This window comes from uncultured Flavobacterium sp., from assembly GCF_963925185.1.
GTDB lineage: Bacteria > Bacteroidota > Bacteroidia > Flavobacteriales > Flavobacteriaceae > Flavobacterium.
In genome coordinates, this window is record NZ_CAWURC010000040.1 from 1 (window position 1) to 19,001 (window position 19,001).

Annotated in this window: 15 protein-coding genes; 2 read left to right on the forward strand and 13 right to left on the reverse strand. The window is 31.7% G+C overall.

Going from position 1 to position 19,001, the window contains the following annotated elements; genetic code table 11:
• Positions 1 to 102: 102 nt before the first annotated feature.
• The 9 genes from AABM59_RS09085 to AABM59_RS09125 all read right to left on the reverse strand — a co-directional run bounded on the left by AABM59_RS09085 (position 103) and on the right by AABM59_RS09125 (position 12,160).
• Positions 103 to 1,206 (reverse strand): efflux RND transporter periplasmic adaptor subunit, encoded by a 1,104-nt coding sequence (locus AABM59_RS09085; RefSeq protein WP_338408651.1) that lies wholly within the window; start codon positions 1,204 to 1,206, stop codon positions 103 to 105.
• Positions 1,207 to 1,276: 70 nt separating this feature from the next.
• Positions 1,277 to 5,620: a CusA/CzcA family heavy metal efflux RND transporter gene (locus AABM59_RS09090; protein ID WP_338408652.1), complete on the reverse strand. Its 4,344-nt coding sequence runs from the start codon at positions 5,618 to 5,620 to the stop codon at positions 1,277 to 1,279.
• Positions 5,621 to 5,719: 99 nt separating this feature from the next.
• Positions 5,720 to 6,046, reverse strand: a complete 327-nt coding sequence (locus AABM59_RS09095) for a DUF6660 family protein (protein ID WP_338408653.1) — start codon at positions 6,044 to 6,046, stop codon at positions 5,720 to 5,722.
• Between the two features lie 26 nt (positions 6,047 to 6,072).
• Entirely contained in the window at positions 6,073 to 6,555 is a 483-nt protein-coding gene (locus AABM59_RS09100; RefSeq protein ID WP_338408654.1) for an ABC transporter ATPase, read from the reverse strand.
• 65 nt (positions 6,556 to 6,620) lie between these two features.
• Positions 6,621 to 7,412, reverse strand: coding sequence for a (Fe-S)-binding protein (locus AABM59_RS09105; protein WP_338408655.1), 792 nt, complete (start codon positions 7,410 to 7,412; stop codon positions 6,621 to 6,623).
• A gap of 71 nt (positions 7,413 to 7,483) precedes the next feature.
• On the reverse strand, positions 7,484 to 8,815 hold the full coding sequence (locus AABM59_RS09110) for a (Fe-S)-binding protein (RefSeq protein ID WP_338408656.1): 1,332 nt from the start codon (positions 8,813 to 8,815) through the stop codon (positions 7,484 to 7,486).
• Positions 8,816 to 8,820: 5 nt separating this feature from the next.
• On the reverse strand, positions 8,821 to 9,786 hold the full coding sequence (locus AABM59_RS09115; protein ID WP_338408657.1) for an MlaD family protein: 966 nt from the start codon (positions 9,784 to 9,786) through the stop codon (positions 8,821 to 8,823).
• A gap of 349 nt (positions 9,787 to 10,135) precedes the next feature.
• Positions 10,136 to 11,008 (reverse strand): N-acetylmuramoyl-L-alanine amidase, encoded by an 873-nt coding sequence (locus tag AABM59_RS09120; protein WP_338408658.1) that lies wholly within the window; start codon positions 11,006 to 11,008, stop codon positions 10,136 to 10,138.
• A 33-nt stretch (positions 11,009 to 11,041) separates the two neighbouring features.
• Positions 11,042 to 12,160: an N-acetylmuramoyl-L-alanine amidase gene (locus tag AABM59_RS09125; protein WP_338408659.1), complete on the reverse strand. Its 1,119-nt coding sequence runs from the start codon at positions 12,158 to 12,160 to the stop codon at positions 11,042 to 11,044.
• A gap of 180 nt (positions 12,161 to 12,340) precedes the next feature.
• On the opposite strand from AABM59_RS09125, the gene AABM59_RS09130 reads away from it, so the two are divergent.
• The gene (locus AABM59_RS09130; RefSeq protein WP_338408660.1) at positions 12,341 to 14,986 is read left to right on the forward strand and encodes a putative LPS assembly protein LptD; all 2,646 of its coding nucleotides are present in this window, start codon (positions 12,341 to 12,343) and stop codon (positions 14,984 to 14,986) included.
• 4 nt (positions 14,987 to 14,990) lie between these two features.
• Positions 14,991 to 15,371 carry a RidA family protein gene (locus AABM59_RS09135; protein ID WP_338408661.1) on the forward strand — a complete coding sequence of 127 codons (381 nt, stop codon included), beginning with the start codon at positions 14,991 to 14,993 and terminating at the stop codon, positions 15,369 to 15,371.
• Here the strand turns inward: AABM59_RS09135 and AABM59_RS09140 are convergent.
• From AABM59_RS09140 to pfkA, 4 genes are all read right to left on the reverse strand, one after another.
• A complete protein-coding gene (locus AABM59_RS09140; protein ID WP_338408662.1) occupies positions 15,352 to 15,726 on the reverse strand; it encodes a methylglyoxal synthase in 375 nt (124 codons plus the stop codon). The two genes, AABM59_RS09135 and AABM59_RS09140, sit on opposite strands and share 20 nt — an antisense overlap.
• Positions 15,727 to 15,785: 59 nt before the next feature.
• Positions 15,786 to 16,637 (reverse strand): N-acetylglucosamine kinase, encoded by an 852-nt coding sequence (locus tag AABM59_RS09145; RefSeq protein ID WP_338408663.1) that lies wholly within the window; start codon positions 16,635 to 16,637, stop codon positions 15,786 to 15,788.
• Positions 16,638 to 16,757: 120 nt separating this feature from the next.
• Positions 16,758 to 17,762: a type I glyceraldehyde-3-phosphate dehydrogenase gene (gene gap, locus AABM59_RS09150; protein WP_338408664.1), complete on the reverse strand. Its 1,005-nt coding sequence runs from the start codon at positions 17,760 to 17,762 to the stop codon at positions 16,758 to 16,760.
• 93 nt (positions 17,763 to 17,855) lie between these two features.
• Complete coding sequence (gene pfkA / locus AABM59_RS09155) at positions 17,856 to 18,842, reverse strand: 6-phosphofructokinase (RefSeq protein WP_338408665.1); 987 nt, start codon at positions 18,840 to 18,842, stop codon at positions 17,856 to 17,858.
• Positions 18,843 to 19,001 lie beyond the last annotated feature (159 nt).

Here is a 19,001-nt window from a genome sequence, read left to right on the forward strand (position 1 = left end):
AACAACCTTAAATAAATAAGGAGCCCTATTAAAAAATTAAATAGAACTCCTTATTTATATTCCATTTAGAGAAATTATTTTTAGTTTCGTTTGATTTTTTTTTTAATCTTCTATATTTTTAAATTTCATCAATAAGGAGTACGCTCCTTTTATTACAATACTTGCCTGATTCAAATCGTCTGAAAGAATTTCTGTAAATCCATTTTCTGCATTTCCTATGGTTACTTTTTTCATTTCAAATTTATTGTTTTGTTTGGCTACAAAAACATAATTTTTGTTTTCATAACTAACTATAGCATCTGATGGCAAAACATTTGATAGTTGACTTTTTAATTCAATTTCGGCATTCATATACATTCCTGGCAAAAGTGTCTTATCGTAGTTATCAAAATGACAGTGCATTTCGGCGCTTCCGTTTTCTGTAAAATCTTTTCCAATTAAAATGATTGTGCAATGATATTTTTTTTCTGGGTTGCTGTTGGTGTAAGTCAATACTGATTGATCAATTGCCAATTTATTAATATCTTTTTCAAAAATGGTCAGGGCCAAATGAATGTCAGATGGATTTACAATTTCAAATAAAACATCACTTGGGTTTACATATTTACCAGTATTTACATTGACTTTAGAAATAAATCCACTTATTGGCGAATACACATTGATGCTTTTTGAAATACCATTTGCTACTACGTTATTTGGATTAATCCCAGCTAATTTTAGTTTTTCGCCATAGGATTGAACTATTACTGAAAGTGAATTGTATTCGGCCTGTGTTTTTTGATATACTTTGTCGCTACTAGCTTTGCTTAGATTGAGTTCTTTTTGACGTTCAAATTCTGCTTTGGCATAAACAATTTTAGCTTTTGCTAAAAGATAATCTTCTTGAAGTTGAATGTATTGTTGGTCTTCAACCACACACAAAATTTCTCCCTTAGTAACATGCATTCCTTCTAAAAGACTAGTGCTTTTTAAATAACCTCCCATTGGTACACTTATCGACACTAAATTTTGGGGTGGTACGTCTATTTTTCCATTCAATTTTAATGTTTCCGATATTTCTTTTTGCACGATTTTTCCAGTTTGAATTCCCGCATTTTTTATTTGCGCATCGGAAAGCGTAGCTGTGTTTTCGATAATTGTTGAATCTGTTATATCTTCTTCGGTTTTTTTGTTACCGCAAGATGAAAGGGATAGAAAAGCTATCATTGTGATAAGTATATTTACATTCCTAATAATACTATATTTATTTTGGAATTCTTTGTTTTTTAATTTCATATTATTTAGATGTTAAGTACATTATATTAATAATTGTTTCATTTCCTTTTCTGATGGATTCAATATAATTACTTTGAATTTCGGTATTTTGGTTAATAATCATTACCCATTCTATATAATTGATGTCACCATTAATAAATTTTTTGTTAACTGCATTGGCTACTAAAACTACATTTTTAAGTGCTATAGTTTCGTAATAGTCTATTGTTGCTTTATTTTTTTTATATTCTTGTAACAATACTTGATACTGAGTTTGTAGTTTTATTTTTTCGTTAACCAATTCATTTTCTGCAATTTGAGTGTTTATTTCTAAAGCTTTTTGCTTGTTTTTAATTGCTGAATTAAATAAGGGTAGCGCCACTCCAAAATGTCCATAAACACCATTAAAATTATCTTGTAAAATAGTATTGGATTTAAAAGTCTGCCAATAAACACCTCCAACTAATTCAGGTATTTTTTTTGATTTTTCTAAAGCAATTTCAGCTTTATTACTATTTATTTCTTGTTCTTTAAGGTGTACACTTGGTTGATTTGAAATCGTACTTTTATCTAAATTCTCGTCGAAAGTCATTTTATAATTATTAGAAAAAAGAGTAAAATAAGTATCATCATTTAATAAATACTTGAATTTTGATTGAAGCATTTTAAAATCACTTTGTACTTCTTGTAATTGAATTTTTATTTGTCCTGATTGGTTTTCGGCAGTTACTTTTTCTAAAATATTACTTTCACCTTTTTCAAAACGAAGTCTTGACTTTCTTAAAAATTCAATAAAAATACTATCCGTTTTAATCAATAGTTTTTCTTTTTCTTTGAGATATAACATTTCATAAAATACGGTTGAAACTTGCTTGGTCAGTTCTCTTCTTTGCAAGAATTCATTCCATTCACCTGTTTTTGCTTGTTCAACTAAAAGTTGTTTTTGTCTTTTGTATACTGTGGGAAATCTTAAATTTTGCGAAAATCCTACTTTTAGATCATTCGTATTACTGTTAAACTTACCGTATTCGCTACTAATTTCTGTATTGGGAATATCATAGCCAGTTTTAGCCATTTCTTGCAAATAATCGGAATTGAGTTTCTGGATTTTAACTTTCAAATTGTTTTGTAATGCAGTTTCAATTGCTTTATCTAAAGAAATATTTTTTTGTGCATTGATATTTTGAAAAGAAAAAAACAATCCTAACAGAATAATTGTTGTAGTTGATTTTATCCTTCTTGTATTTAATTTAATTCCTTTTTCAAACATTATATATAAAATTGGTAAAACAAATAAAGTTAAGAATGTAGCAACTATTAACCCTCCAATTACCACAGTTGCTAATGGTTTTTGAACTTCTGCACCTGAACCGTTGCTTAAAGCCATTGGCAAAAAACCGAGTGAAGCCACAAGTGCTGTCATTAAAACGGGACGCAAACGTATTCTTGTACCTTGTAAAACAATTGCTTTTAAATTGGTTTCCCCTGATTTTTTTAAACGGTTGAATTCTGCAATTAAGACTAAACCATTTAAAACAGCCACACCAAATAAAGCAATAAATCCAACTCCTGCACTGATACTAAAAGGCATTCCTCGCATTGCCAAAAAGAATATCCCACCAATCATTGATAATGGAATAGCCGAATAAATCAATAATCCTTGTTTTACTGATTTAAAAGCAAAAAACAGTAAGACGAAAATTAATAATAACGAAACAGGAACGGCAATCATTAAACGTTGTTTTGCTGCATTTAAGTTTTCAAAAGCGCCGCCATAAGTAGGATAATAACCTGCAGGAAACTTAATTTGTGTGTCTACCTTATTTTGCAATTCTTTTACAATACTTTGTACATCACGCCCCCGAACATTAAAACCAACAACAATTCTGCGTTTAGCATCTTCTCTTTGTATTTGATTTGGCCCCTCTGCAATCTCTACTTTTGCTAATTGTGATAATGGAATTTGTGAGCCATTTGGTGTTGGAATCAATAAATTTTGAACATCTAGTAGGTCTCTCCTTTTTTCTCCTGCTAAGCGAACCACTAAATCAAATCGCTTTTCGTCTTCATAAATTAAACCCGTGCTTTGTCCTGCAAAGGCAGTGTTTATAATTCTGTTGATGTCTTCAATATTCAAATTATATTGCGCAATCATTGGACGATTATAATTAATTACAATCTGTGGCATTCCTGTAACAGTCTCAACAAAAAGGTTAGAAGTCCCTTTTACAGTTTTTACAATCTTTCCTAACTTAGTTGCATATACCGCTAATGTATCCAAATTTTCACCAAATATCTTGCAAACTACATCTTGTCTTGCTCCAGTCATTAATTCGTTGAAACGCATCTGAATTGGATACTGAAAACCATAAGAAACACCCGTAATAGCCTCTAGTTCCTTTGCCATTTTCTCGGATAATCCATCAAAAGTTGTTGCTGATGTCCATTCTGATTTGTTTTTTAGAATAACCATCATATCACTGGCATCAATTGGCATTGGGTCAGTTGGTACTTCGGAACTACCTGTTTTTCCAACAATTTTTTCAACTTCTGGAAATTTTTCTAGTAATATTTTTGCTCCTTGTGAAATAGCCGTCATTGAAGTTTGCAAATTACTTCCTGGCAAAACTCGGGTTTCTACAGCAAAATCTCCTTCTTCTAATGATGGCATAAATTCGCCACCCATAAACGATAGTGTAATGATGGCTAAAACAAATAATGCTAATGTTGTTGCTATAATGATTCTTGGTATTGCTAATGCTTTTTCTAAAAGTGGCTGATAGAAATTTTCTAAGTTCTCCATCATTCGATCTGAAAAATTTTGTTTGTGCGTTATTTTTTTATTTAAAAATAAAGCTGTCATCATAGGAATATAAGTTAACGCCAGAATAAAAGCCCCAAACAAAGCAAAAGCGATTGTTTGTGCCATTGGCAAAAACATTTTTCCCTCGATACCACGTAATGTAAATATTGGAATATAAACAATCAAAATAATTAATTCTCCAAAAACAGCTACATTTCGCATTCGAGTTGAAGTCTCTAAAACCAATCCGTCCATTTGGTTTTGGGTAATTTCTCCTTTCTTTTGACTGTGTAAACTAAACAAACACGCTTCGACAATAATCACAGAGCCATCTACAATTAATCCAAAATCTAATGCGCCTAAACTCATCAAATTACCGCTTACACCAAAAATATTCATAAAGATTACAGCAAACAACATCGCTAATGGAATAACCGAAGCAACGATTAATCCTGCTCTTACATTTCCTAAAAAAAAGATTAATACTAAAAGCACAATAAGTGCTCCTTCTATTAAATTTTTACCAACAGTAGAAATTGAATTATTTACCATTTTAGTTCGGTCTAAAAATGGTTCAACAACTACCCCATCTGGTAATGTCTTTTTAATTTGTTCAATTCTTTCTTTTATATTCTTAATAACAACATTACTATTCGCTCCTTTTAGCATCATTACAACTGCACCCGAAACTTCACCAGACTGAACACCTCTTTTGTTAAAAGTCATTGCTCCATACCGAATAGCGCTTCCGATACGAACATCGGCAACATCACGAATAAACAAAGGACTTCCACTTTTGGTGTTTTTAATAGAAATGTCTTTAATGTTTTCAATAGTACTAATTAATCCTTCACTTCTAATATACAAAACGGTTGGTCCTTTTTCGATGTATGCACCACCTGCATTTTGATTATTTTTTTCTAAAGCCGTGAAAACATCAGAAATTGTAATGTTGTAAGATTGTAGTTTATTAGGATCAATTGCAATTTCAAATTGTTTTAATTTACCTCCAAAACTACTGACCTCTGCAACACCTTCAACTCCTAATAACTGACGGCGAACTATCCAATCTTGTATTGTTCTTAATTCCGTTTCATCATATTTTTTTTCATATCCCGGTTTTGCTCTAACTACATATTGATAAATTTCTCCTAACCCTGTGGTTACAGGTGCTAATATTGGAGAACCAATACCTTTTGGAATTTGGTCTTTTACAGCTCCTAGCCTTTCGTTCACTTGTTGTCTTGCCCAATAAACATCTGTTGCATCATTAAAAACTATAGTTACAACTGATAAACCGAAACGAGAAAAACTACGAATTTCTTTCAGTCCCGAAATATTACTATTGGCTTGTTCGATTGGAAATGTTATCAATCGCTCAATATCGGTTGCTCCTAATGATGGTGCAGAAGTAATTACCTGTACTTGATTGTCTGTAATGTCTGGAACAGCATCTATAGGTAATTTGGTCAATTGATAGAGGCCATAACCAATAAGTGCTAGCGTAAATAACCCAACTATGAGTTTGTTTTTTATAGAAAATTCTATGATTTTATTTAACATCGTAATAGTATAATAAATGAGAAATTAGACAATTTCTTGTCTTCTTTTATTTGTATGTGAAAAATCTACATCGCCTAACCCGAAATTACTCGGTGATCTTTATACTATTTGAGGTGGTTGCCAAATACTTCCGAAGAAATTGGAAGTAAGAACTGATTTATATTCTGGATTTTTTTTGTCGATTAGGGTTTTGACAGCTACGAAATTATATAGGGAATTAGCACTATAAGCGAATCCTTGGCTTCCACAACAGTTACAAATACAAAAAGGAGAACAGGTATCACCGTTTTTATCGTGGGAGTGGTTTTCGTCATTTGACGAAATTTCTTTTGAGAATTGAACTGAACTATTTATTTCCATATCAACACAAGGCAAACAGGAAAGCACTATTAAATAAATTGAAAATATGCAGCTAATAAATTTCATTCGATTGTAATTTAGTCAATTGTATATTAAAAAAACCTACTGTGCCAGCTATCCATAGCCGAAACCTCCCAAGATTCATTATATTCTTGAATATTATTAACCAAATTATTGAAAACGATAGTGTTTTCAGTAACGGCTTTTTCTTTTGCCATTTTTTTGAAATCAATCAGGGATTTGTGGGCAATATGTTCCCCATTCTTGAAAGTAACGTTCATTTTATCTAATAAATCAACGCTGTATTTTTGTTCTAATTTTTGAATAAATTGTACAGAAGAATCAATAGAACAACCGGTGGCTGCTTGTACTTCCTGATTTACTGCAATAATTATAAATCGATTGTATTTTAATTCGTATGATGATTCAAGACCTACGCTGTGTGCTTCCCAATTTTGAAGAAAGGATTTCAAATCCGTTTCTATTTCAGAAAATTCTGCATCCGAAAATTTTCTGTTAGATTGGTAAATCCAAATTTTGGATTCTTCGGGTAAATTTTCAAAAGGAACAAGCATTGCAGTTATGAGTTATGAGTTATAAATTTTTAGCTATGAAACTAAAATCCGTGTTTTCTTTTAGATTACAAATCTTGTGCATTGGCGATCAGTTCGGCGATATCCATCACTTTAATGGTGCCTTCTTTTTCTTTATTTTTAATTCCGTCGGTCATCATTGTATTGCAAAAAGGACAACCGGCAGCAATAATATCAGGTTGAGTTTCTAAAGCATCTTCGGTTCTTTCTACATTTATTTCTTTGTTTCCTGGTTCGGCATCTTTAAACATTTGAGCTCCACCTGCACCACAGCATAATCCGTTGGCTCTAGAACGTTTCATTTCGACCAATTCGGCGTCTAATTTCTGAATTAAATCACGTGGTGCCTCGTACACGTTATTTGCCCTTCCTAAATAACAAGGATCATGAAAAGTAATTCTTTTTCCTTTAAATTGACCACCTTCTATAGTTAATCTTCCGTCGTCAAGCAAGGATTTTAAAAATTGAGTATGATGTAAAACTTCGTATTTCCCTCCTAATTCTGGATATTCATTTTTTATTGTATTGAAACAATGAGGACAAGCGGTTACAATTTTTTTTACTTCATAAGCATTCAAAACTTCAATGTTTGTCATTGCCTGCATTTGAAATAAAAACTCATTTCCTGCTCGTTTTGCTGGATCTCCAGAGCAACTTTCTTCGGTACCAAGAACGGCAAAGGAAACATTAGCCCGATTTAGAATTCGTACAAAAGCCTTTGTAATTTTTTTTGCTCTATCATCAAAACTTCCGGAACAACCTACCCAAAACAAAACTTCGGGTTGCTTACCTTGCGAAAGCATTTCTTCCATTGTTGGTACTATTAAAACTTCTGACATATTTTTTTGTTTATAGTTTCAAATTCAAAGTTTAAAAACCTAAGAACTGAACTCGTTTTGCACTATCTTTTTTATTCGTTTTTCCAATTTAATCGATCTTGCTGGTTGTACTGCCAAGGTGCACCGTTATTTTCGATATTGGTCATCATTGCATTTATTGGAGTTGGAGCAGCACTTTGTTCCATAACCAAGTAACGTCGCATATCCATAATAATTGAAAGTGGGCTAATGTTTACGGGGCATTCTTCGACACAAGCATTGCACGAAGTACACGCCCATAATTCTTCGGGAGTGATGTAATCGTTTAATAATGATTTGTTGTCGGGAACAAAAATTCCATTATTGGCATCAATATTTTTTCCAACTTCTTCAATTCGATCTCTAGTGTCCATCATGATTTTACGTGGCGATAATTTCTTTCCAGTAATATTCGCAGGGCAGGATGAAGTACAACGACCACATTCGGTACAGGTGTAAGCATTCATTAATTGTACCCAATTTAAATCTTGAATGTCGCTTGCGCCAAATTTACTTGGAACGGAATTTTCATCTGTGGGTGATGCCGCATAAGGATCTGCGTTTGGATCCATCATCATTTTTACCTCATTGGTAACGGATTCTAAATTGTCTAATTGTCCTTTTGGATTCAAATCAGCAAAATAAGTATTTGGAAAAGCAAGCAGAATATGAAGGTGTTTTGAAAAATATAAGTAGTTCATAAATATCAATATTCCAATGATGTGTAACCACCAAAATAATTCATTCAATAACATTATTAATTCACTTGAAACGCCATTAAATAAGGGTTCAATAAATTGACTAATTGGAAAACTTCCCGCTTTTATAAAATGAGAAAAACCTCCAGGAATGTTTTGTAAATGCAAATCGGAAGCATTCATTAATAAAAACAAGGACATTAAAACTACTTCAAAATAAAGGATATAGTTGGCGTCATTTTTTGGAAAACCAATCAAATCTTTGTTGGCAAATCTTTTTAGTTTTATAATATTTCTTCTTGTCCAAAAAACAAAAACAGCAACTAAAACTAAAAATGCCAAAATCTCGAAAGAGCCAATCAATACATCATAAATACTTCCTAAAAAAGCGAAAATTCTATGGGTTCCAAATAAACCATCGATAAAAATTTCCAGCAATTCTAAGTTGATGATGATAAAACCCGCATAAACAACAATGTGAAGTATTCCAGCAACTGGTCTTTTTATCATTTTTGATTGTCCAAGAGCAATCAAAGCCATGTTTTTCCAACGTGCTTTAGGATTGTCCTTGCGGTTTATAGCCTTACCGAGGTTTATGTTTCTAGTGATTTTTTTAATATTGGAATAAAAATATCCAAATCCAAAAATCAAAAGTATTACAAATAAAATGTTATCTAAATAGCTCATAATTGCTAGTTTTTAACTTTTGTTACCGAATCGTTTACTGGTGCAGCATAAGGTTTGTTCTTCTTTCCAAAAAGAGAAACATTAACATATCGTGTTGGGTAAAGTCTCACATCTTGCAACAATAATTCTAGCTCTTTTGAAGTTTTGGATAAATTATTATATAAAACTTCGTCGTTCAACATTTTGCCCATTGTGCCTTTTCCTGCTTGAAGATCAGCCATTACTTTATCGACATTTGCGAGTGTTTTTTGAAGATTTTTAGCAGTTTTTCCTAAATCGGCTTTGTTTAAGGAATCTGAAATTTTAGCAAAATCGCTTGACACTTTATTAAAATTAGACACAACTCCATTGATTTTGGATTTATTATCGTCTAAAATTGTATTTAGACTTCCAGAAGCTTTGTGAAATTGTTCGATGGCTTTGCTTAATTCGGAAAGACTATTTTTTAAATCTCCCTGTCCTTTCTTGTCCAAAACATTGTTGATCCCCGTAATTAGATTATCAGCGTTAATCATTAACTTCCCTAGTTTATCTTGAATTGGAATTAACTTTTCACTTACAGAAGCAGTTAGACCTAATTTTATAGATCCTTGCAGTTTATCTCCGTCAACCGCCAAGCTTTGGTCTTTGTAATTGGGGTAAATTGCAATTTGTTTACCGGCTATAAATCCAGGTTCATAAATAGTGGCTGTACTTGATTTTGAGATAGGAAAATCAGTTTTTAATTGTAATTCAACTAAAAGTTTTCCTGTTTTTTTATCTATAGAGATCTCATTTATTTTACCCACTACAAGACCGTTAAGTGTAACCGAAGCTGACTTGGTCAATCCCTCAACATTATCATATTCGACATAAAATGTTTTATAATTAGTAAAGAGATCTCTCCCTTTTAAAAAACTGTAGCCCCAGATAAATAATAAAATTGCCGAAATGACTAGTATTGCGGTCTTATTTTCTCTTGTTAATTTCAAAATATAAGTGTTTTTACAAATTTAAGATAAAAATATCAAACTTGTTGTTATTAATTATTTGATTGCATCTTGGATACTTATCTTAATTCCGTTCATGAATGCAATTAAATAGGCTGAATCATATCCTTTTGATTTCGCTTCCTCTAATTGCTTTTTGGATTCCTCATAATCCGATGTTCAACCTTTCATATATTTATATAATTTATCTGCATATTCCATATAAATATTTTCAACCCTTTAAAATTATTAGGTATCAATGCTATTTTTTTAGGCCTTACGGATAGTTGAACCTTAAAAATAATTGCGGAAGCTTATTTACCATTTAAAAAAAAAATTAATTCAGTTTCTTCTATAATTTATTTTTTGAAGAAGAAGTATCTGAAACAGAATTTCCGATGACTTTCTGAGAAGGTTTCTCAATAGTAGTATCGGGATTACTGTTCCCAAAATATTCGTTTTTATAACTAAATATGGCGTCTGCTATTGCTTTTGCAATTTCGTTTTGTCCTTCTTCAGAGTCCAATAGATTACCCTCTATATAATTAGAAATAAACCCTGTTTCTATTAATATTCTTGGCATATATGCTTTGTGAAGAACCATAAATGGAGCTTGTTTTACTCCCTCTCCTCTAATCTTTTTTCCAAGTTTTCCAAAAGCATCTTGTACCATACTTGCAAGTGAAATACTATTGTCCATATATTCCTCTTGCATCAAGGTCATTCCAATCATGGTTTCGGGTGAATTAGGATCAAAACCTTCGTATTTCTGTTTATAATCTTTTTCTAAAGTAATAACAGAATTCTCTTTTTTTGCAGCTTCTAAATTTGAAGCAGTTTTAGACATCCCCATAACATAGGTTTCGGTTCCTTCGCCTGCCGTATTTTTATTGGCATTGCAATGTATGGAGACAAAAATATTTGAATCTGCCCGATTTGCAATATTAGCTCTTTCAATTAAATCGATAAACACATCTGTTTTTCGAGTATAAATTACATCAATTTGAGATGATTTTTCTAACAATTGTCCCACTTTAAGTACAAGGGATAAATTTATATTTTTTTCGACATGACCATAATAAGTAGCACCAAAATCATGGGCTCCATGACCCGCATCCAATGTTACCTTAAAAAGATTAGACTGACCTAAAGCGGAAGTACAAACAACCATTGTCATCAATGATAGTATTATAGAGGTCTTTCTTAATGCTTTTATTAATTTCAAAATTTTTATTTTAATTGTAATATTTAGTTAATATTAATTAACTCTATTGTTTGCATTACTAGTTTTATCATCTGTAAATACAACAACAAATGCATCTAGAAATCCTGTTTTTCGAGCTTCATTTTGCATTTTTTTGGCTTCCTCTAAACTGGATGTTTCGCCATACATGTATCTATAAATATTATTATTAAATGTTCTCGATATGTCTTTTAATCCTTTGAATTTATTTGAGTTCAATTGTGTTTTTTTCGAACTAGCAAAAAGTTGAACTTTATAAATAGTATCATTAGAAAAATTAACAGACTTTAAATTTTCGTTATTTTCTGTTTTTATAGAAGCGGTTTCATTTGGTTCGTATTTTGATTTGACATTTAATCCTTCCCCAAAATATTTATTTTTATAATTTAAAATTGCAATTGCTATTTGCTTTGCCATTTTATTTTGTCCTTCATCTGAATTTAAAAATTCCCCTTCCTCTTTATTTGACAAAAACCCCAATTCAATTAAAACACTGGGCATGTAAGCGGCATCTAAAACCCATAAAGGCTGTTGCTTAATGCCTCTTGAATTTCTTTTTAAATTATTTGTGAAATTATTTTGTATTTCTGTTGCTAAAAGGATGCTATTATTTAGGTTTTCTTCTTGCATCATTGTCAGTCCTATTAAAGATTCCGGTTTATTAGGATCAAACCCTTGATAGGTTTCTTTATAATTATTTTCTAATAAAATAACTGAGTTTTCATTTTTTGCAACTTCTAAATTCATATCGTTTCTAGACAAACCCATTACAAAAGTTTCAGTACCAAAAGGCGCAAAATTTTTAACAGAATTACAATGAATAGATATGAATAAATTTGCATTTGCTTTGTTGGCAATCTTTGGTCTATTTGCTAATTCAATAAAAACATCAGTTTTACGAGTGTAAATTATTTTTAGATCTTTTTCTTTTTCAAGAAATTCACCAACTTTTAGAGTTGTTTTAAGCGAAATCATTTTTTCACTAAACCCATGATATGAATTTCCGGGATCTTTGCCTCCATGACCAGCATCAAGAATAATTGTGAATGATTGATCATTTTGGGAAAATGCGGAACTATAAAGAAACAACGTTAAAATCGCTATTAAAATAGGGTTCTTATAATTGAATTTCATTTGTAAATTAAAATTTTAATTAAAACACTAAGGTTATAAATTTATTAATTGATTATTTTTGACAAAAATTTATATGTAAGTTTGACACGTCAATAAACAAGCCATATTTTTACAAAAATAGCATTAAAACCTTTGAATACAAACTTATTTAATATCGTTTTATTATCAATTTTCCTAACAATGGGAACTTGTAAATTATATTCACAAGATATAACAAAAAAAATGACAGCTATACCCGCCAATAAACAAAAAAAAACTACTGGATTTATTATTGAAAATTCCAATATTTCAATTCCAATAGTAAAAAAGGAAACAGATACAATAAAAAAAGATACCATCAAGCCCCAAGTGTTTCTTGAGGGTAAATTAAAATACAAAGCTGTAAATTATACCCGAATTGAGCAAAAGAAAAAGCTCATCACCTTATATGACAAAGCCGAACTTTATTATCAAGATATTGAACTAAAATCAGGAATAATAGTAATGGATTATGAGAAAAATGAAGTTTATGCCGGGCGAATCAAAGATTCTACTGGGTCATATACCCAATATCCGAACTTTAAACAAGGTGAAAACGTAATCGAACCCGATTCAATTCGGTTTAATTTCAAGACAAAAAAGGCTTTAATTTGGAATTCAAGATCAGACCAAGGAGAATTTAAAATAAAAGCAGCGATTACAAAAAAAGAAAATGATTCTGTTTATTTCTTGAAAGGGGCACGATTCACCACTTCTAAAGATGTAGATAATCCGGAATATTATTTCCAAACAAATAAAGTAAAATTTATTCCAGGAAAAAAAGTAGTAACAGGTTTAACTAATATGGTCATTGCTAACGTACCTACTCCATTAGCATTACCATTTGCTTTTTTTCCAATGGGCAAAGAAATTAGCATCTCTGGAGTAATTTTACCAAGTTATAATGATTCGAATACCAGAGGTTTCTCACTTCAAAATGGAGGGTATTACTTTGCACTCAGCGACAATTACGATCTAACCGTTTTAGGCGATTATTACACAAACGGAAGTTATGCGATGCGTTTTGAATCAAGTTATGCAAAGCGATATAAGTATAGAGGAAATGTAAACATACGTTTCGAAAATTTAATAAACAGCGAAAGAGGTTATCCTGATTATTCAAAACAAAATATTTATAATATTCAATGGTCACATTCTAAAGATTCGAAATCAAGTCCAAATTCTAGTTTCTCCGCTTCTGTAAATCTTGGAAGTAGTAAATACTACAAACAATCTATAAATCAAGCAAATATAGGATCTAATTTAAATAACACTTTAAGTTCTTCTGTTTCCTATAGCAAAACATTTAATAGCATCCCTCAATCAAGATTATCCCTGACGGCAACACATTCACAGAATACGCAGACCTCACAAATTAATATGACATTGCCAAATATGCAATTTAGCGTTGATCGTGTTTATCCTTTTGTAGGTAAAGATGGAGTTAAGAAAGGATTTTTTAAAAATATAAATTTGCAATATAATTTAGACGGCAGAAACAGTTTCGTAACCACAGATTCTTTATTCTTTAAACCTCAAATGTTTGAAAACGCAAAGGTAGGCGTTCAACATAACATTCCATTAAGTACTAATTTTAAATTATTTAAATATTTCAGTGCTTCGACTTCCTTAAATTATCAGGAAGTTTGGTATTTAAAAACGATCAATAGGAGTTTTGATACAGATCAAAGTAAAGTTATAGACAACATTGTAAAAGGTTTTGACGCTTTTAGAACCTATAATTTTTCAAGCAGTATAGGTACTACTATATACGGAACATTCAATTTTGATGAAAATAAAAAAATAAAATCAATTCGACATGTGATGCGACCTTCTGCTTCTTATGGCTATACTCCAAGTTTTGAAAAATATTATGACACTTATGCCAGCGATGCCAGCGGAACAATGATTAAAGATTACACAAGGTTTGAAAGTGGTATTTTTGGAGCACCCGGAAAAATTAATTCCAACTCCCTTGGTTTTGATTTAAGCAACACTTTTGAAGCAAAAGTAACCGATAAAGACAGTACAAAGACCGAAGCTAAGAAAATAATGCTTCTTAACAACTTGAATCTTTCTACAAGTTATAACCTCAATGCCGATGGAATAACTTCACTTGCTTGGTCGCCAGTAAGAGTTAGCGGTGGAACTCAAATTTTTAACAAAAAGATGAATGTCAATTTCGGAACAACTTTAGATCCTTATGCTATTGATAATTCTGGGAAAAGAATGAATGTTTTCAATATTGATAATGGCGGTAGTTTATTGAGAATGACTAGTGCCAATATGACTTTAAATTATTCGATTACAAGTAAAAAAGATGAATCTTCAAAGAAAGATACGAATAATCAAGGTTCAAGAAATGGAGGACGTGAAGATGATTTGTTTGGAAAAAATACAGACATAAACGATCTTAGTAAAAGTCAATTTGATGAAAGTGATGATCAAGGAGAGGATATAATATCAGAATTTTTTAGCTCAAAATTACCATGGGATATGACATTCGCCTATTCACTTACCTATGGAAACAACAACCGAGAAAACAAAATTATTTCAAATTCCCTGATGGTTTCTGCAAATGCAGATTTATCGAAAAAATGGAAGGCAGGAATATCGACAGGATATGATTTTGTGCAAAAGGGGGTTACTTTTACTCAACTTCGTTTTGAAAGAGATTTACTGAGTTGGAGAATGAGTTTTAATTGGACACCATTTGGAACTAATTCCAATTGGAATTTCTTTATTGGTATAAAATCGGGTGTATTAAGTGATATAAAATGGGATAAACGAAGTAATTCAAATAGATAAACTTATGAAAAAAATAATTTTTACCGAAAATTCACCAGCTCCAATTGGGCCATACAACCAAGCTGTTCTAAAAGGAAATACACTTTATACTTCAGGACAAATTGCTATTAATCCAAAAACGGGAGAATTAGTTACGGCAAACATCGAAGCCGAAACTGATCAGGTAATGCAAAATATGAAAGGCGTTCTTGAGGCTGCCGGAATGACATTTGAAAACGTAGTAAAAGCAACGATATTCATTATGAATATGAATGATTTTGGATCAATAAATACAGTTTATGGTTCTTACTTTAACGAAACTACAGCTCCAGCTCGTGAAACAGTTCAAGTAGCTTGTTTGCCAAAAAACGTAAATTTAGAAATTTCTATGATTGCGGTGTTATAGCATCTAAAAACAATTGTGCCGAAGCTTCATTTGTTGCCAATGGCACATTATGAACATCACAAACACGTACTAACATATTCACATCAGATTCGTGTGCGTGGCTTGATAGTGGGTCTTTAAAGAATAAAACCATCTTGGTTTTCCCTTCGGCAACCCTCGCTGCAATTTGAGCATCGCCTCCTAGTGGTCCTGAAAGCATTTTTTTAACTTTAAAACCTGCATTTTCAGCTTTAATTCCTGTAGTTCCAGTGGTAATAATTTTAATTTTTTCTTGCTGTAATATGGCTTTGTTTTTATTTAAAAACTGAACCATGTCTGCTTTTTTACCATCGTGTGCAATAATTGCAATTTCCATTTTACTTAATTTATATATTTATAAAAAAACCTAACTTTTTAGGCCAGGTTTGTATCGTTTTATTTGTTAGTGATATGATAAGCAATAAGTCCATCTATAGGTCTTCTTAAAACATTTCCTAATTTCATTTCATATTTATCAAATGTAATTTGTAATTCATCCTTTAAGTAGAAAGCTATAGAGCCTACAAAATGTACAGGAACTTCTTTGCAATTGTCATATTGACGTATGTAGTTTTTTACAAAAGACTTCATTCCCTTGAAAATAATTTTTTTACAAAATTCGGTATCTTTATTTTGGATTAGGAACTTTGCAAAAGTGGCCAAATAAGCGTTTGGATTTAGTTCTTTGTATAATTTATTTTTAATAAAATCCGGATCTAAATTATATTCTTTTTCAAATTCGACAGCCAATTCCTTTGGCATTTTATTAAAATAATATTTTCTGATTAATTCTTTTCCAAAAACATTACCGCTGCAATCATCCATTACAATATATCCTAACGACTGCACTTTTTGATGTAAAACTTTTCCGTCAAAATAACTACAATTTGACCCCGTTCCAAGGATGCTTACTATGGCTTTTTCCCCTTTTGGAGTTGTTGCATAAACTGCTGCATACGTATCTTCATGAACAGAAATAATAGCATTGGAAAAATATTCTTGAAAAACTCTTGACAAAGAAATTTTCATTCTATCGGTTCCGCAACCTGCACCATAAAAGAAAAGGTGTGTTGCTTTGTCTTTGTTTTGCATAATATCAAAACGATCGTTCAAGCGCTCAACAATTTCGTTTCCATCAAGTGTTTCAGGATTCAATCCTAAAGTTTGGGTGGTGAACAATACTTTTCCATCATCATCAATTGCAATCCAATCGGCTTTTGTGGAGCCACTATCAACTAATAATCTCATCTTAATTTGGAATTAAATTTTTAGATTTTAGTGTTAATAAAAGCTAAAAAAAATGGTTGTTTGGTTAGTTAAAAAAAATCCTATCAACATAAGTGAACGGGATTGTGTAAGTATATTAAATTATTTTAATCCTGAAATATGAACTGACAAATCGATTAATTTACTCGAATATCCGTATTCATTATCATACCAAGAAATGATTTTGAAGAAAGTAGAGTTTAATCCAATTCCAGCATTAGCGTCAATAATTGAAGTTCTTGAATCGGAAACGAAATCTTGAGAAACAACTAAATCTTCAGTGAATCCCATAACTCCTTTCATTGTAGTTTCAGCAGCTAATTTTAAAGCAGCCATTATTTCTTCGTAAGAAGTTTCTTTTGCCACTTTCACAGTTAAATCAACAACAGAAACGTCAGTAGTAGGAACACGCATCGACATACCTGTTAATTTTCCGTTTAATTCTGGAATAACTTTTCCAACTGCTTTTGCAGCACCTGTAGAAGACGGGATGATGTTGCATGAAGCAGCACGTCCACCTCTCCAGTCTTTTCTAGAAGGACCATCGGTAGTCATTTGAGTTGAAGTTGTAGCATGAACAGTAGTCATCAAAGCTTCAACAATTCCAAAATTATCATTAATAACTTTAGCTAATGGAGCTAAACAGTTTGTTGTGCAAGAAGCATTTGAAATGATTAAATCAGAAGCTTTTGCAGATTCATGGTTTACACCCATTACAAACATTGGCGCATCAGCTGAAGGAGCAGAAATAATTACTTTTTTCGCACCACCTTTGATATGCTCGTTTGCAGTTTCGATAGTTGTAAAGAAACCGGTACATTCAGCAACTACATCAACATTTACTTCATTCCATTTCAAGTCAGATGGGTTTCTTTCAGCTGTAATACGAATATTTTTTCCGTTTACAAATAATTTACCTTCTTTTACTTCAACTGTTCCATTAAAACGGCCGTGGACTGAATCGTATTTTAATAAATAGGCTAAGTGATCTACATCTAATAAATCATTGATTGCAACAACTTCTACGTTGTCTCTATTGAAAGATTCTCTAAAAACAATTCTTCCAATTCTTCCAAAACCATTTATTCCTAATTTTACTTTTGACATTCTTTTTTTATTTAATCGTTTATTAATTACTTTTTAATCAAGTTTAAGGCTCATTTGCTATTCAACTTTGAACACCTAAACCTCGAACATTTTTTATATAGACATTATTTCAGAAACCCTTAGTAATTCTCTATCAATTTGTGTGTTTCCTTTAATAGCTTGTATTAATGGTGTCAGTGCGACTTTGTCATTGAGCATTCCTACCATAAAATTTGTTTTTCCTTCTAGTAAAGATTCAACCGCTTTTACGCCTAATCTACTGGCAAGAACTCTATCGAAACAGGATGGTGCTCCACCACGTTGCATGTGCCCCAAAACTGAAACTCGAACTTCATATTCGGGTAAATTTGCTTCCACATAATCTTTTAATTCGAAAACGTTTTTACCTATTTTATCTCCTTCGGCAATAACAACAATACTAGATGATTTTCCGGATGCTTTACTTTTTTTGAGTGATTCTAATAATCTTTCTAATCCTAAATTTTCTTCAGGAATTAATATTTCTTCAGCTCCAGCTCCAATTCCTGCGTTTAGAGCGATGTGACCAGCATCACGCCCCATAACTTCAACAAAAAATAATCGGTTATGTGAACTCGCTGTATCACGAATTTTATCGATTACATCTACAACTGTGTTTAATGCAGTGTCGTAACCTAGTGTATGACTAGTTCCAAAAATATCATTGTCAATTGTTCCTGGAATTCCCATTACCGGAAAATTAAATTCTTTATTGAAAATTTCTGCACCTGTGAAACTTCCGTCTCCACCTATAACTACTAAGGCGTCAACTCCGGCTTTAAGAAGATGTTCGTGTGCTATTTTACGACCTTCGACAGTCATAAATTCTAAAGATCGAGCCGATTTAAGTACGGTTCCTCCTTTATTAATAATATTATGCACTGTTCTTGCACCCATATCTTTGAAGTCTCCTTCAATCATCCCTTGGTATCCTCTATAAATACCTACGCATTGTACATTGTGATAAGCACAAGTTCTAACTACTGATCTTATAGCTGCGTTCATTCCTGGTGAATCTCCTCCAGAGGTTAGGACTCCAATTTTTTTTATTTTTTTTGGCATTATTTAGGTGTTAAAAGTGTAAAATTAACAAACATCAAGCACTTTTGGGGCTGTGTTTATAATAAATTAGAAAATCGCGCTGAATTCAAACGTTATCGTTAATAAGTTTCTTATTAACAGATATAAATGTTATTCATTAGTAAATAAAAAAATAAAAAA